The sequence below is a fragment of the Bradyrhizobium sp. AUGA SZCCT0176 genome (assembly GCF_018130145.1).
Classification (GTDB): domain Bacteria; phylum Pseudomonadota; class Alphaproteobacteria; order Rhizobiales; family Xanthobacteraceae; genus Bradyrhizobium.
The window spans coordinates 68,300-82,290 of record NZ_JAFCMB010000025.1 but is presented as its reverse complement, the minus strand read 5'-3'; the positions used below and the strand labels follow the sequence as shown (position 1 = coordinate 82,290).

The 13,991-nt window shown below is 65.2% G+C and carries 14 protein-coding genes and 2 pseudogenes; 3 read left to right on the top strand and 13 right to left on the bottom strand.

The genetic code is table 11. The features are described 5' to 3' along the window. Positions 1 to 244: 244 nt before the first annotated feature. Together JQ600_RS32615 and JQ600_RS37100 are read right to left on the bottom strand one after the other, a co-directional pair. Positions 245 to 1,042, bottom strand: a pseudogene (locus JQ600_RS32615) (sensor histidine kinase); the annotation flags it as partial. A 63-nt stretch (positions 1,043 to 1,105) separates the two neighbouring features. Continuing rightward, positions 1,106 to 1,750, bottom strand: a pseudogene (locus JQ600_RS37100) (GAF domain-containing protein); the annotation flags it as partial. 196 nt (positions 1,751 to 1,946) lie between these two features. On the opposite strand from JQ600_RS37100, the gene JQ600_RS32610 reads away from it, so the two are divergent. Next, positions 1,947 to 2,621, top strand: coding sequence for an HAD hydrolase-like protein (locus JQ600_RS32610; RefSeq protein ID WP_212390361.1), 675 nt, complete (start codon positions 1,947 to 1,949; stop codon positions 2,619 to 2,621). A 23-nt stretch (positions 2,622 to 2,644) separates the two neighbouring features. On the opposite strand, the gene JQ600_RS32605 is transcribed toward JQ600_RS32610, so the two are convergent. From JQ600_RS32605 to JQ600_RS32580, 6 genes are all read right to left on the bottom strand, one after another. Next, positions 2,645 to 3,487, bottom strand: coding sequence for an amidohydrolase (locus JQ600_RS32605; protein WP_212390360.1), 843 nt, complete (start codon positions 3,485 to 3,487; stop codon positions 2,645 to 2,647). A gap of 97 nt (positions 3,488 to 3,584) precedes the next feature. Further along, positions 3,585 to 4,859: a phosphoribosylamine--glycine ligase gene (purD, locus tag JQ600_RS32600; protein WP_212390359.1), complete on the bottom strand. Its 1,275-nt coding sequence runs from the start codon at positions 4,857 to 4,859 to the stop codon at positions 3,585 to 3,587. 69 nt (positions 4,860 to 4,928) lie between these two features. Then, positions 4,929 to 5,516 (bottom strand): DUF6622 family protein, encoded by a 588-nt coding sequence (locus JQ600_RS32595; protein ID WP_312011063.1) that lies wholly within the window; start codon positions 5,514 to 5,516, stop codon positions 4,929 to 4,931. Further along, positions 5,470 to 5,772: a transcriptional regulator gene (locus JQ600_RS32590; protein ID WP_212390357.1), complete on the bottom strand. Its 303-nt coding sequence runs from the start codon at positions 5,770 to 5,772 to the stop codon at positions 5,470 to 5,472. Before JQ600_RS32590 ends, JQ600_RS32595 begins: the two co-directional genes overlap by 47 nt. A gap of 2 nt (positions 5,773 to 5,774) precedes the next feature. Further along, positions 5,775 to 6,323 (bottom strand): hypothetical protein, encoded by a 549-nt coding sequence (locus JQ600_RS32585; RefSeq protein ID WP_212390356.1) that lies wholly within the window; start codon positions 6,321 to 6,323, stop codon positions 5,775 to 5,777. Between the two features lie 22 nt (positions 6,324 to 6,345). Continuing rightward, entirely contained in the window at positions 6,346 to 7,359 is a 1,014-nt protein-coding gene (locus tag JQ600_RS32580; protein ID WP_212390355.1) for an alpha/beta hydrolase, read from the bottom strand. 137 nt (positions 7,360 to 7,496) lie between these two features. On the opposite strand from JQ600_RS32580, the gene xseA reads away from it, so the two are divergent. Next, on the top strand, positions 7,497 to 9,119 hold the full coding sequence (gene xseA, locus JQ600_RS32575) for an exodeoxyribonuclease VII large subunit (RefSeq protein WP_212390354.1): 1,623 nt from the start codon (positions 7,497 to 7,499) through the stop codon (positions 9,117 to 9,119). A gap of 185 nt (positions 9,120 to 9,304) precedes the next feature. Here xseA and JQ600_RS32570 read toward each other — a convergent pair whose 3' ends face one another. Then, a complete protein-coding gene (locus tag JQ600_RS32570; protein WP_212390353.1) occupies positions 9,305 to 10,147 on the bottom strand; it encodes a dienelactone hydrolase family protein in 843 nt (280 codons plus the stop codon). A gap of 195 nt (positions 10,148 to 10,342) precedes the next feature. Between JQ600_RS32570 and JQ600_RS32565 the strand changes: the two genes are divergently transcribed. Then, positions 10,343 to 10,570, top strand: coding sequence for a DUF2093 domain-containing protein (locus tag JQ600_RS32565; RefSeq protein WP_211993604.1), 228 nt, complete (start codon positions 10,343 to 10,345; stop codon positions 10,568 to 10,570). Between the two features lie 113 nt (positions 10,571 to 10,683). On the opposite strand, the gene lpxK is transcribed toward JQ600_RS32565, so the two are convergent. The 4 genes from lpxK to JQ600_RS32545 are packed head-to-tail and all read right to left on the bottom strand — an operon-like array spanning position 10,684 to position 13,987. Beyond that, complete coding sequence (lpxK, locus tag JQ600_RS32560) at positions 10,684 to 11,721, bottom strand: tetraacyldisaccharide 4'-kinase (RefSeq protein ID WP_212490307.1); 1,038 nt, start codon at positions 11,719 to 11,721, stop codon at positions 10,684 to 10,686. Further along, positions 11,714 to 13,054 carry a 3-deoxy-D-manno-octulosonic acid transferase gene (locus JQ600_RS32555; RefSeq protein WP_212269771.1) on the bottom strand — a complete coding sequence of 447 codons (1,341 nt, stop codon included), beginning with the start codon at positions 13,052 to 13,054 and terminating at the stop codon, positions 11,714 to 11,716. The genes lpxK and JQ600_RS32555 overlap by 8 nt, the downstream gene beginning before the upstream one ends. Continuing rightward, complete coding sequence (locus tag JQ600_RS32550) at positions 13,017 to 13,730, bottom strand: lysophospholipid acyltransferase family protein (protein WP_212269772.1); 714 nt, start codon at positions 13,728 to 13,730, stop codon at positions 13,017 to 13,019. The genes JQ600_RS32555 and JQ600_RS32550 overlap by 38 nt, the downstream gene beginning before the upstream one ends. Then, on the bottom strand, positions 13,727 to 13,987 hold the full coding sequence (locus tag JQ600_RS32545) for a DUF4170 domain-containing protein (protein WP_192738867.1): 261 nt from the start codon (positions 13,985 to 13,987) through the stop codon (positions 13,727 to 13,729). Before JQ600_RS32545 ends, JQ600_RS32550 begins: the two co-directional genes overlap by 4 nt. Between the last annotated feature and the right edge of the window lie 4 nt (positions 13,988 to 13,991).

Sequence of the window (13,991 nt, the reverse complement as noted above, 5' to 3'; positions counted from 1 at the left end):
CGCGCGTTCGTGACGTGCGCACGCCCCTCTTGTCGGGCGGGACGCGACGATTCAAACCGCTGATTTGCCCGACGAGGAAAGTGGAATTTTGCCCGTCGGGTTAATTTGTCGCACCTCTCTCCTCCGTCATTCCGGGGCTCGCGAAGCGAGAGCCCGGAATCCATGGTGCGACCGTGCATGTGGCCTGATGGATTCCGGGCTCGCGCTACGCGCGCCCCGGAATGACAAGGCGTGAGAGCCCGCCCTACTCCGCCGCCGACTCCCGCGGCGCTTCGCGCGGCATGATGATCTGGATTTTCGTTCCAGCACCGGGTTTGGTTTCCAGATGAATCCGGCCGCCCAGACGATTGGTCACGATGTTGTGGACGATGTGCAACCCGAGGCCGGTGTTGCCCTGGTCGCGCCGGGTCGTGAAAAACGGGTCGAACACCTGGCGCTTGACCTCCGGGGTCATGCCGCAGCCGTCATCTGAAAACAGCACCTCGACATTGCCCTTGCCCGATGCCTGCGCCGCAATATGGACCGATCCCCGGCCGCCGTCCGGGAAGGCGTGCGCCGCGGAATTGAGAACCAGATTGGTGAGCACCTGGCCGTAAGGTCCGGGATAGCTGTTCATGGCAAGATCGGGTTCGCATTCGACGGCGACCGTCAGATTTTGACCTTGCAGCCCGTACCGTAGTCCCCTGACGACCTGCTCGGTCACCTCGCCGAGATCGAAGCGCCTGCGATCCGAAACGTTGCGATCGGCGGCAACCTGCTTGAACGACTGGATCAGCTCGACCGCGTTGCCAAGATTGAACATGATCTGCGACGCCGCCTCGCGGCTGGCCGCAATGAATTCCGAGAGCGTCGAGCGGCGCACGTCGCCCTTGGCGACATCGGCTTCAAATCGCTTGGTCTTGTCGATCAATGCCGAGGCCACGGTGAGGCTGGTGCCGACGGGGGTGTTGATCTCGTGCGCGACGCCCGCCACCAGCCGCCCCAGCGCGGCCAATTTCTCGGTCTGTACCAGACTGCCCTGCGCGGCGCGCAAATCGTCAAGCGATTGCGACAGCTGCCGGCTGCGTTCCTGCAACTCGGTGAACAGCCGCGTGTTCTCGATGGCGATGACCGCCTGCCCGGCAAAGGTCTTCAAGAGTTCGACCTGCGCCCTGGGGAATAATTGCGGCTCCAGCCGCATCACCGCGATCGCGCCGATCGCAACCTCGTCGCGCAGCATCGGCATGATCAGGATGCTGCGATAGCCCGATGTCTTCTGCAGTTCGCTGTAGCCGCCGGAGACCAGCACATCCGGCTCATGCACGACGCGCCGCTCGCGGATCGCCACCGAGATCAGATTCTTGCTGGTGAGCGGAGCCGGATAGGCTTTGCGCACCGCCGCCACCGATGCCGCTGAAAACTGATCGTGCGCGACCAGGTGGACGTGGTCCCCCTCCCGGCGGTAGACGGCGCTCAGCACGCTCTGGCAGAGCCGCGCTGCGTTCCTGACGATCCGGTCGAACACCGGCGCAAGATCGGTCGGCGCATCGGCGATGAGGCTCAGGACCTCGGATGTCGCGGCCTGGCGCTCTCTGGCTTGCTGAAGTTCGAGGGCAAGTTGCTCGACTTCGGTTTGCGCTGGATTTTCGACGTCCGTTTTCGCTGACCTGGAGACGCGCGCGACCTTTGGCGCAATGCTGCGCTTTCGCGGCTTCGCCGTACGGCTTTGCGGCTTTTTCGATCCGCCGCCTGCTCCAGAACGTGCTGTCATTGCCTGCCCCGGGCCTTAAGATAAGCCATCGGATCGGCTTAGGCTAGTAACGGGAAATGGGGCGGCGGCTGCGCCGGATGAGACCTCACCACGACATGGCTGGACCTGCTGCTGCATTGCCTTGCCGCGAATGACCGACGCAGGAACGAAATCAAACAAACTTGTACAGGTTTGCCTTGGCCGCTAGCTTTGGATCATGACGTGCTCCGTTCTTCTGGATCTCGACGGCACCCTGATCGATTCGTATCCCGGCATTCTGGCAAGCTGCCTGGCGGCGCTGCGCGCCCTTGGACATGAACCGGGTGAAACTCTCGACATAAGACACATCATCGGGCCGCCGCTCGAAGAGATCATGCAAAGCTTGCTGCAGTCACATGGAGACGACCGGGTCGGTGAAGCAGTCATTGCCTATCGTCAGCACTACGGTGAAAGCGGGTTTCTCGGCAGCGTGCCTTATCCGGGAATTGGCAACTGCCTTGCAGAGATGAAGCGATGCGGATTGCGGATCTATCTCGCGACGTCGAAGCGGGAGATTTTCGCGAGCCGCATTCTGGAGCATCTGGGGTTTGCCAGATACTTCGATGGCATCCATGGCTCAGTGCCGAGCGGCGAGCTGGATCACAAGCCCGAGCTGCTTGCCCATATCCTGTCCAGGCACGGTCTTTCGCCGTCTCACAGCCTGATGGTCGGCGATCGCCGGCATGATATTGCCGGCGCCCACGCGGTCGGAATGCGCGGTCTCGGCGTGCTCTGGGGTTATGGCACAAGGGACGAACTTGAGACGGCTGGCGCAGACCAGCTGGTGGATTCCCCCGCCGATCTCGCCCGCACGGTTCTTTCGATGGTCAATGGGAAGCAATCCCCGAGCTAGGGCCGCGACCTTGCTGAAATGCGCTAACCCTTGCTCGGTGACCAGCCATAGGCCTTGGCGCAGGCACCACCCATCAGCATGGCCCGCTCGGTGTCACTGAGGCGATCCGTCTTGAGGAAGGGCGTGACGGCCTGCTCGTAATTGACGACGGCGAAGGCGCGGGTCCAGTCGGTGCCCCACAGGCAGCGGTCGAAACCCCAGGCTTCAAACACGCGGGCCAGCGGATCCCAGATGTCGGGATACGGATACGGCTCGCGGGACAGCGTGCAGGCGCCGCTGACCTTGATCACGGCATTCTTGCGCCTGGCGAGCGCCAGCACTTTCGGCAGTTCGGCCCAGGGCTGCGGCGGCGCCGGCGGCACGCGCGGCTGCAGGATGCCGAGATGATCGACAATGAACCTGACGTCGGGATGGCGATCGATGACCGCAGTGCCGGCGTCGAGATTGTCCCAGCACAGGATGTTGACCGGAAAATCATGGCGGACCGCCGCGCGCAGGATGCGGTCGAGGCCGGGGTCATCAGGCGCGCGCCCGGAATCCTTCCGCAGCATGATGCGGATTCCGACGGCGCCCGGCGTCTTCTTCCAGTCGGCGACGACATCGGCCACATCAGGATTGTCAGGATCGACCGGCTTGACGATGGCGAGCCGGCCGGGATGGGCGCGCGCCACTTCCACGGCATAGCTGGCGTCGTAGCGGTACATCGAAAAGGCCGAGATGAAGATCGCGCCGTCGACGCCGACCTTGTCCATCGCCGCCACCATCTCGTCACCGGTGACGTGATCGGGCCAGTTCGGCACCGTATCCCAGGGCCGCTTCGATGTGTTCGCCTCATAGGCGTGAACCTGGGAATCGATAATCGCCATCAGGCAGTTCCTCCGTTTTGGCGATTTTGGACAGCGCAACATATGCGTGTCCAGTGGGCCAACGCGCGGGGAAGCGTTGCGCGGATTGCAGGTGCTGTCAGCGCTCCCGCGCCACCGCCTGCCAGCCGATGTCGCGGCGGCAGAAGCCTTCCGGCCAGTTGATGCGGTCGACGGCCGCATAGGCGCGCTGCTGCGCTTCGGTCACCGTCTTGCCCATGGCGCAGACGTTGAGCACGCGGCCGCCGCTGGCGAGAATTTTTCCGTCTTTCGCGATCGTTCCGGCGTGGAAGATTTCGACGCCCTCGACCTTGGCGGCGTCGTCCAGGCCAGAGATCGCCGAGCCTTTGCCGTAGCTGCCGGGATAACCCCTGGTCGCCATGATCACGGTCAACGCCGCATCGTCGAACCAGCGCAGGCTGAAATTCTTTAGTTGCCCGTCGGCGCTGGCGATCAGCGCCGGCAACAGATCCGACATCATCCGCATCACCAGCACCTGGGTTTCCGGATCACCGAAGCGGGCGTTGTATTCGACGAGTTTCGGGCCGTCCCTCGTCACCATCACGCCGGCAAAGAGCACGCCCTTGTAGGGCGATCCCATCGCTTTGAGCGCGCGCAGCGTCGGATAGATCATCTCGTTCATGACGCGCGTGCACATCGCTTCCGTCATAACCGGCGCCGGGGAATAGGCGCCCATGCCGCCGGTGTTCGGGCCCTGGTCGCCGTCGAAGGCGCGCTTGTGGTCCTGCGCGGTCGCCAGCGGCAACGCGTGCTCGCCGTCGCACAGCGCAAAGAACGAGGCCTCCTCGCCCACCATGAATTCCTCGACCACGACCTCGGCGCCCGCCTCGCCGAAACCGCCGCCGAACATCATGTCGACGGCATCAAGCGCCTCGGCTTCGCTCATCGCCACGACGACGCCCTTGCCGGCGGCAAGACCGTCGGCCTTGATCACGATCGGCGCGCCCTGCTTGCGGATATAGGCTTTTGCCTTTGCCGCGTCGGTGAAATGTTCATAGGCCGCGGTCGGGATGTTGTTGTCGCGGCACAGATTCTTGGTGAAGGTCTTTGAGCTCTCCAGCCGGCCCGCAGCCTGGGTGGGCCCAAACGCCTTGAAGCCCGCGGCGTTGAGATCGTCGACGATCCCGGCGGCGATCGGCGCATCCGGGCCGACCACCACGAAATCCACCTTGTGCGCCTTACAGAAATCGATCACGGCCGGATGGTCGGTGATGTCGATGGCGACGCATTCGGCGTCCTTGGCGATGCCGGCATTGCCCGGCGCGCACCACAATTTGGTCAGCAGCGGGGACGCGGCGATCTTCCACGCCAGAGCATGTTCGCGGCCGCCGGAACCGAGCAGGAGGATGTTCATGACTGGAGCCAGATGTGGGAACCGATGGCCAGTCGGTCGCACGAATCTCCCGCTGTCTGCAAGGGGATATCAACTGATTTGCTGGGGCGTAGCCGGCACCGCCAGGCGCGCCCGATAGCTGCGCAACAATGCAATCGTCCAGCCCAGGAAATAGCCGGCACAGGCGCCTGACACCGCCTGCCCCGCCGCGGCCACTTCCCAGATGGCGCCCAGTTTCATCGCCGTCACGACAGCGACGGCATATTGCAGCATGAAGACCGTGAGGTTGCGCATCAGGGGAACCACGCTGCCGGGGCGCAGGATACGGCCGGTTTCGCCGTCGATCGTCACCGACCGCGGCCCGGTGTAGAGCGCCAGCGCGGCGAACGCGGTCGCACTGGCCACCCAGACCAGCAGCAGGCCGATCGATTTTCCGCCCAGCACCAGCCGGGAAAGACCCATCAGAAAAAACACCGCAGGCACAATCAGCATCCGCGCCAGCGGCTGCGAGCGCGGCCGCAACGCCATGCATCCCTGCCATATCAGCAGTGCCAGCAGGACGAAGACCCATGGCGGCGTGTGGGTGAGGATGGCAATGGCGGTTTGCATGTCGGGCTCCCTGGCCGCGAATTCATTCAGGTGGTTGCCCCGCGATGATTTCCTGCAGCATCGCGACATGGCGGGCGAAGGCGCCGCGGCCGGCCGCGGTCGCGGTCACCGTGGTCTGCGGCTTCTTGCCGACAAAGGCCTTGTCGACAGCGACATAGCCGGCCTTCGACAGCGTCTCGATATGGGCGCCGAGATTGCCGTCGGTGGCGCCGGTCAGCTTTTTCAGCTTGGCGAATTCGAGCCCGGTACCCGGCGGCAGCGCGTTCAGGGCGGCCATGATTCGCAAGCGCAGCGGCTGGTGGATGATGTCGTCGAGCCCGGTCATCGCTATTCCCGGCGCATCCAGAGGCCGCCCAGCACGAGCCCGCCGCCATTCACGATCGCCATCCATGGCTCGAACCAGTTGCCGGCCAGGAAATAACCGATCAACGTCAGCGCGGAGATGCCGACGCCGATGACGACAAAGGCGAGGCCGACCCAGAGCCCGGCGATGGTATAGAACAGCATGAAATAGATCGCCCAGAACACGCCGAGCTCGCGCGGCCCGAAATGGGCGAGCATGCAGGTGGCGAGCCCGAAGGCGAAGAACAGCAGGAACGCCATCAGCGTCCGCAGGTCGAAGGTGCGCACGCCGGTCCGCGAATGGGTGAAGGCGCTGACCACGAACGAGCCCGCGAGGCCGACCACATTGACCGCGATCCAGATGTAGCCGGCATGGCGCGGCCAGCCGAACGAGGCGGCATTGGCGATGAACACCAGCGCGCCCCACATGATCATGAGCAGGCTCGCCAGATTGTAGATCCGCGACTGGCGGACGCGGCGCGCGATCTCCCTGATATCCGCGAGCGCCTCGGAAGCTTGCTGGCTGTCGATCATGTCGCCTTCCCCTCGATCGCGGTTACGACCCGGTTGTGCCGCGCGTGGCGACGTCCTCGGCGATCGCAGATACCGCGCGGGGTACGCTGACGATGCCCATGTGATTGACGCCATCGATCAGCTTGACGTCAACCGCGGGGGCTATCGCATGCACAGAAGGTGCGTACTTGTCCGCGAACATCAGTTCGTCATCGGCGCCGGAGATGATCGTGATCGGCTTCCTGGCCGCCGCGAGATCGTGGCGGAAATCGCGGTCGCGGACCGCGAAATTGCGCATCAGGCGGTCGCTGTAGGTTCCGACCAGGTTCTTCTCGGAATTCGGCGGCACCGCGAACGCCAGCACCGGCAGCGCGTCGCAGCAGGTGATGCCGATGCTGCGCAGCGCGAACAGACCAACGATGCGCGGAACATCGGCCTTGGCCCAGCCGCCGGAATTGGGCCGGCCGGTCGGGGCGTCGTGACCGAGATAGGGCGCGAGCAGCACCGTACGCTCGAACAGGTCCTGGATCGACGAGCCCGCGACGCGCAGCGCAAAACCGCCGCCGGAGGAATGGCCAACCAGCGTCAGCGGCTTGGCGGGCGCGGTCGTGCGGATAATGCCGACCAAATCGGCGAGGTCATCCTCGAGCTGGCCGACATAGCCGATGTCGCCGCGGGTGCCAGACGTGCCGTGGCCGCGAATATCAACGGCCCAGGTTTCGACGCCCCGGGTCGCCAGCGCCGTCGACAGCGCGTGGATAGTTCCGCCGCTCGACCCGGAGGAGCCGTGCACCACAATGGCGGCGCGACCGGTCGCCGGGCCATTGGCGGCATAGTGGCGGAAGCCGAGCGCAGTGCCGTCTCGCGCCTGAAACCGCTCGACCGCGGGCAAGGTGCTGAGATCGACGGTGCCGCGGGCAGCCGAGATCGATGGCAGCTCCGGGGGGCGCGTCAGTGGCGTGGCGACCAGCCCCGTGATCAGCAAAGCGATCGCGCCAACGGCGCTGAGCGCCCGTTTCAAGGTGCTGAAGCTGCCGCGTACCAACTGCCTGAACATGGTCGTTCCTCATCGGTTGGGTTCATCTTGGAGAACTCTATAATACAGAGTTATCTGCAACGCAAGATAGATTGGCGGGGATGGCCGAAATCCCTACCTTGCGTGGAAGCTCCAAAAGCCTGATTCGATTGGACGAGATGCCCGCGACCGAACCTCTGCTCAACGCGCCCGAATTCACCGTCTCGGAACTCTCCTCCGCCCTGAAGCGGACGGTGGAGGACGCCTATGGCCATGTCCGGGTGCGCGGCGAAATCTCCGGCTTCCGCGGGCCGCATTCCTCCGGGCACTGCTATTTCGCGCTGAAGGACGAGAGTGCCAAGATCGAGGCCGTGATCTGGAAGGGCGTGCATTCCCGAATGCGCTTCAAGCCGCAGGAAGGGCTCGAGATCATCGCGACCGGCAAGCTCACCACCTATCCGGGCTCGTCGAAATACCAGATCGTCATCGAAGCCATCGAGCCCGCCGGCATCGGTGCGCTGATGGCGCTGGTGGAGGAGCGCAAGAAGAAGCTCGGCGCCGAGGGCCTGTTCGACGAGGCGCGCAAGCAATTGCTGCCGTGGCTGCCGGAAGTGATCGGCATCGTGACGTCACCGACCGGCGCCGTGATCCGCGACATCCTGCACCGCCTGGAAGACCGCTTTCCGCGCCGCGTGCTGGTGTGGCCGGTGAAGGTGCAGGGCGAAGGCTCCGCCGAACAAGTTGCCGCGGCGATCCGCGGCTTCAACGCGCTGCCCGAGGGTGGCAAGATTCCGCGGCCGGATCTGCTGATCGTCGCGCGCGGCGGCGGCTCGCTGGAGGACCTGTGGTCGTTCAACGAGGAGATCGTGGTTCGCGCCGCCGCCGAGAGCATGATCCCGCTGATCTCGGCGGTCGGCCACGAGACTGACATCACGCTGATCGATTTCGCCGCCGACAAGCGCGCGCCGACGCCGACCGCGGCGGCCGAAATGGCGGTGCCCGTGCGCAGCGAATTGCTGGTCGAGATTGCCGGCCTCGCGCGCCGCACCATGGTGTGCTGGCTGCGCGGCCAGGAGAGCCGCCGCAATGAATTGCGCGCCGCGGCGCGCGCCCTGCCCGCGGCCAGCGAATTATTGGCGATCCCGCGGCAGCGGCTGGACAGCGCGGGTGCATCGCTGCCCCGCGGCTTGAAAGCCAACACCAACGCGCATCACCGCCGCTTCTCGCAGCTCAGCGCCGGTTTGACGTTGAAGGTGCTGCGCGGACAGGTCGCGCAGGCGGGGCACCGTCTCACCGTATCCGGCGAGCGCATCAGGCTTTCCGCCCGCGCCCTGCTGCGCAACCGCCGCGATCGCTTTGCCGGACTCGAGGTCAGGCTGAAAGCGTCAAAACTTTCCAACGCCCAGGCACAGCGTAACGCGATCGCGCGCGACCGCGAGCGCACGCAACGCCTTGCCGAGCGCGCGCGCCGCGCACTGGCGACAGCGATGACGCGGCTCAACGCCCGCGTTGCGCATAGCGGCCAGTTGCTGTCGGCGCTGTCGTATCGCGGCGTGCTGGCGCGCGGGTTTGCCTTGGTGCGCGACGAACACGGCCATTCCGTGCATGCCGCCGCCTCGATCGGGCCGGGCGCGAATCTTTCGATCGAGTTCGCCGACGGCCGCGTCGCGGCGACGGCCGATGCGGACCGGCCGGCGGCAACATCAGGGCCGACCAGCCAGCCGACCCTTGCCCGGCGGGAAACCAAGACGCTTGCGCCCAAGCGGGTGGTGAAACCGGTCGATCAGGGAAGTTTGTTTTAGGGGAACGCGCTTTCTTCACCCTCCCCTGGAGGGGGAGGGTCGGCTCGCGTGAAGCGAAGCGAAATGCGAGACGGGGTGGGGTGACACTCCCTCCGCTCGGATACTGATCGATTGGAAAGACTGTCACCCCACCCCGCCGCGAATTTCATTCGCGTCGACCCTCCCCCTCCAGGGGAGGGTAAGAGTCACCTTGCCAGCCATTCGGCCACGCGCTTTTGCGAATCGATGCGCGCCTCAGCGTCGGTGCCGATGTGGCCGCGCTCCGGCTGGCCGGCGTCGCCGCCGCTGAGCGCACGGAGCGGCAGGTTGGCGCGGTCGAAATCGTGAGGCGCGCCGGGATAGATTTCGATCCGCGCCAGCGCGCTGCGGCCGCGGGCGCCCTCCACCATCTGGCGGCAGGCCGATGGCGAACTGACGTCGTCCTTGGCGCCGATCAGCAGCAGCGTCGGCATCCGCGCGCTCCAGCCGAGGCCGGCGGAAATCCGACAATCCGGATAGAAGGCGACCGCCGAGCGGAAATCCGGCCCGTCATTGCGCCAGGCTTGCGGACGCACCGCCCACAACAGGGCGCTGGCCCCGTTCGCCCATCCCATCAGGCTGACGCGATCCTGCGCCACCCAGGCCTGCTGCGCCAGCCATCGCCGCGTCGCCACGATATCGGCGACCCGCTCGCGGCGCGCCAGCACGCGGCGCTCCTTGTCGCGGCATTGCGGGCCGAGTTCGCGCGAGCCGTAACTGTCCGGCAGCACGACCGCGTGTCCCGCCTTCAATAGCTGTTCGACCCAGTCACGGTAGCGCGGCAGCACCGGCTCGGAATGCCCGCTCAAGCCTCCGCAGCCATGCAGCGCGATCACGGTGGGAAACGGCCCGTCGCCGTCAGGTTTGTAGAGCTGGGCGTGCAAGTTGAGTTTTGGCGCGGGGATATCGACCTGTTTGGGGGCCGGTAATGGCGCGGCCGAAGCTGCGTTCGGCACGCCAGCGCAGGCCGCGGCAAACAGCGTCAGGAATAGCAGCGTCGCTGGGCGCATCCGTGTTCGCCGGGTGGTTATGGCGCTTGGGGCAAAGCGTACCATAATCAGGAGGTTATCATACGCAATCGGCGGAAATTCATCACAATCGAGTGGGTTTCGGGAGCGGACAGCCCAACCTATCTGTGATAGATCGGATTTGGAAAATACACTTTAGTCGGCCTGTGAATTGGCCGACCTGTCGGAGAGTTTACGGTGCTGAATAAATTCGGTCCCTCGGGACATGGCGAAGCGCAGGTGCAATATCTGGATGGCGATTTCCGCGTGGTCTCGCCGGGAACCTATGTGCGCTGCGCCATATCGGATGTACGGATCCCGCTCGACGAGTTGAAATACTGGAGCGTCGATCTTCAGGAAGCCTATTCGGTGCCGACGGCCGTGCTGCAACGGCATTTTCCCGGCGCGCTGAAGACGGAAGGTTGATCTGTTGTCGTCCCGGCGAACGCCGGGACCCATAACCACCGTCGCCAATTCTTAAAGTGGGCTGGAGCTCCAGCCCTGCACGACTACGTAGAACTGTGGTTATGGGTCCCGGGTCAAGCCCGGGACGACGCCGTGCGAATTTTCTTCTCGCGGGCCTTGAAGAGTTGATCGGTCACGAACCTCTTCAGCTTGGCGCCATCCTCAAACTCCAGTGTCACCGCGAACGGTACGATCACTGTCGCCCAATCCGGCAATCCGCCGCCGACTCTCAGCCGCGCCAGATCCTTTTCCGTCGTCACCAGCGTCAGCGCGTCGCGGCCGGCCTCGGCGATCAGGCTGTCGATCTCGGCCCTGGAGAACCCATGGTGATCGGCGAAGGCGTGCTGCCGGACCACGTCAACGCCGCTCGCCGTCAGCGTGCCGAAGAACCGTGCGGGATCGCCGATGCCGGCGAAGGCCAGCACGCGCTTGCCGCGCAGCGAAGCCACAGAATCCTGGTTCGGCACAAGGCGCGCGCGCAGCACCGGCTTGTCCTGCGCGGCGATATCGGCCGCCACGCGGTCGGCCGCCGTGCCGTTGCCGACGATGATGAGCGCATCGGTGCGCGCCAGCTGCGGCTTTAGCGGCGCACGCAAGGGGCCGGCGGGAAACACCTGCCCGTTGCCAAGGCCGCGGCCGGCGTCGATCACGATCAGCGAGGCGTCCTTGGCGACCGCCGGGCTCTGGAAACCGTCATCCATCAGGATCACCGACGCCGCCAGCGAACGCGCCAGCGGAACGCCGTCGGCGCGTTGGCGCGCGACCACCACCGGCAGCGTCGCCGCCAGCATCAGCGGTTCGTCGCCGACATCGGCGGCGGCATGCCGTTCCGGATCGACCCGCACCGGGCCGCGCAATTTTCCGCCATAGCCGCGGCTGAGTACGACGGGCGTTTCGCCGAGCTCACGCAGCAGCTTCGAGAGCGCGAGCACGGTCGGCGTCTTGCCGGCGCCGCCGACGTGATAATTGCCGATACAAATGACGGGGACGCCGGCATCCAGCCCGTCGCGCTGCATCCGTCTCGCGGCGATGGCACCGTAGAGGGCGGCGAGCGGTGTCAATAGACTGGATTTGAGGGAAGGCGGGCCGTGCCAGAAGCGCGGCTCACGCATTCGCGGCTCCCATTTCGAGCCGCAACTGCAACAGATACGGCTCCAGCGCGATCATCGTGCGATCCAGCGCGCCGCCGAGCTGTTCGACCACGCGCTCGGAGGCTTTGAGCGATACTTCGCGCGCCCTGGGATCGGCGAGCAGCTGACCGAGTTGCTTGACCAGGGCTTCCTGGGTGTCGGCTTTTCGCGCGCCGCCGGCCTGATCGAGCGCCTCATAGACGTCGCCGAAATTGAAGACGTGCGGGCCATGGACGATCGAGGCACCAAGCTTGACCGCCTCGATCGGATTTTGTCCGCCATGCTCGACCAGCGATCCGCCCATGAACACGATCGGCGACAACCGGTAAAACAACCCGAGCTCGCCCATGGTGTCGGCGACATAGATGTCGGTCGCAGCCGTCGGCAGTTCCTCGCGCGAACGCAACGACGCGTGCAGGCCAGACGCCTCGACCATGCGCGCGATCGCCTCGCCGCGATCGGGATGCCGCGGCACGATCACGGTCAGAAGGTTCGGAAAGAATCCGGCGAGCGTCTTGTGCGCCTCCGCCAGCATCTCGTCCTCGCCCGGATGGGTGGAGGCGGCGATGACGACCGGACGGCCGCGCGTCATCGACATCAGCCGCTCCAGCTTGGCCTGGTCCGCCGGTGGCGCGGGAACGTCGAGCTTCAGATTGCCGGTCGTCACGACGTTGGGACAGCCAAGCGTCGAAAACCTGTCGGCATCGGTTTCCGACTGCGCGAGGCACAGTTCGAACCGGCCGAGCAGCGCCGAGATGGTGCCGGAGACACGCCGCCAGCGCGGAAAAGAGCGAGGCGACATGCGGCCGTTGATCAGCACCATCGGCACGCGCCGCGCCGCACTCGACAGGATCAAGTTCGGCCACAGATCGGACTCGATGAACAGCGCCAGCGACGGACGCCAATGGTCGAGAAACCGCGCGACATAGCGCGGCGAGTCGTAGGGGACATATTGATGGATGACGTCGGGCGGAAACCGCTTGGCGACGACCGCCGCCGAGGTCACCGTGCCGGAGGTGAGGAGGATGCGCAGGTTCAGCGCCCGCAGCTGCTCGACCAGCGCTGCCGAGGCCAGCACCTCGCCGACGCTGGCGCCGTGAATCCACACCAGCGGCCCGACCGGGCGAACATCGGCGCTCACGCCGCGGCGTTCACTGACACGCGCCGGATCTTCCTTGCCGAGCTTCAGCCGCCGGTTGATGAACGCAGGCGCCAGCGGCACCATCGCGGACGACAGACTCCGGTAGACGCGCAACGTCATCGGCAGCGGCAGCGAATTAACCAAGGGCGGCCTCCGGACGACCGACAGCCGCATAGGCGCGACGGGTCGCTTCGTTCAGATAAGTCTCTACCTGTTGGCGTAGCTTTTCCATGGTCTCTGCGTCGGCGTCCGGCGGCACGAAAACCGCATCAATGCCTACCACGGCACCCCTGCCGAATGGCAAATTGATGGTGGAGGAGTCCCAATTTTTCAAACGGATGAACCGGCTGGTCACCATCGCAAAGGGGAGAATCGGCCGCCCGGACTCCCGCGCCAGCATGATGAGGCCGAGCCCCACCACCCGCGCCCGCTTCGGCACGTCCGCGGTGGTCGCAACGTTCCAATTATCCTCAAGCGCCTGCACCATCTCCCGGAACGCGCCGACGCCGCCCTTGCGGTGAAACGCGCCGCCATGGTCGCCGGAACCTCTGATGGTTCCGATGCCGAGCCGTTCGGCCGCAATGGCGTTGAACTCGCCGTCGCGATGCCGCGAGATCAGGACCTTGGCGCGATGGCTCTCCTTGGTCTTGATGAACGGCGTGATGAAATGCTGGCCGTGCCAGAAGGCGAGGATCGCCGGCATGGCGGGCTCCACCTGGTCGTAGACGTCAGCCGGTTCGTAGCTGAACTTGTTGGTCAGCCAGACCAGCCGCAGATATTCGGCCGCAAGCACACCGAGCGCACGCTGAAGCCAGCTGCTGCGCAGCAAATCGCGAAGGAATCGTTTCAACGGGCAGGCTTCGCGTCTTGCTTAGTGTCCTGCCCCGGATCCAGCAGCCGGTGGAGGTGGACCACGAAATAGCGCATGTGGGCGTTGTCCACGGTCTGCTGCGCCTTCGCCTTCCAGGCCGCATGGGCGGTGGCGTAATTGGGAAACACGCCGACGATCTCGACCTGGTCGAGATCCTTGAACGTCGTGTGTTCGAGATCGGTCAACTCGCCGCCGATGACGAGATGAAGCAGTTGCGGCGGGGCACTATCTGGCATGATG

Excerpts from the sequence above, each read along its gene's own strand:
- lpxK (WP_212490307.1), bottom strand. The coding sequence starts at position 11,721 with ATGCGTGAGCCGCGCTTCTGGCACGGCCCGCCTTCCCTCAAATCCAGT.
- JQ600_RS32610 (WP_212390361.1), top strand. The coding sequence starts at position 1,947 with ATGACGTGCTCCGTTCTTCTGGATCTCGACGGCACCCTGATCGATTCG.
- JQ600_RS32545 (WP_192738867.1), bottom strand. The coding sequence starts at position 13,987 with ATGCCAGATAGTGCCCCGCCGCAACTGCTTCATCTCGTCATCGGCGGC.
- JQ600_RS32605 (WP_212390360.1), bottom strand. The coding sequence starts at position 3,487 with ATGGCGATTATCGATTCCCAGGTTCACGCCTATGAGGCGAACACATCG.
- JQ600_RS32570 (WP_212390353.1), bottom strand. The coding sequence starts at position 10,147 with ATGCGCCCAGCGACGCTGCTATTCCTGACGCTGTTTGCCGCGGCCTGC.
- xseA (WP_212390354.1), top strand. The coding sequence starts at position 7,497 with ATGCCCGCGACCGAACCTCTGCTCAACGCGCCCGAATTCACCGTCTCG.
- JQ600_RS32595 (WP_312011063.1), bottom strand. The coding sequence starts at position 5,516 with ATGTCGCGATGCTGCAGGAAATCATCGCGGGGCAACCACCTGAATGAA.
- purD (WP_212390359.1), bottom strand. The coding sequence starts at position 4,859 with ATGAACATCCTCCTGCTCGGTTCCGGCGGCCGCGAACATGCTCTGGCG.
- JQ600_RS32555 (WP_212269771.1), bottom strand. The coding sequence starts at position 13,054 with ATGCGGCTGTCGGTCGTCCGGAGGCCGCCCTTGGTTAATTCGCTGCCG.
- JQ600_RS32585 (WP_212390356.1), bottom strand. The coding sequence starts at position 6,323 with ATGATCGACAGCCAGCAAGCTTCCGAGGCGCTCGCGGATATCAGGGAG.
- JQ600_RS32590 (WP_212390357.1), bottom strand. The coding sequence starts at position 5,772 with ATGACCGGGCTCGACGACATCATCCACCAGCCGCTGCGCTTGCGAATC.
- JQ600_RS32580 (WP_212390355.1), bottom strand. The coding sequence starts at position 7,359 with ATGTTCAGGCAGTTGGTACGCGGCAGCTTCAGCACCTTGAAACGGGCG.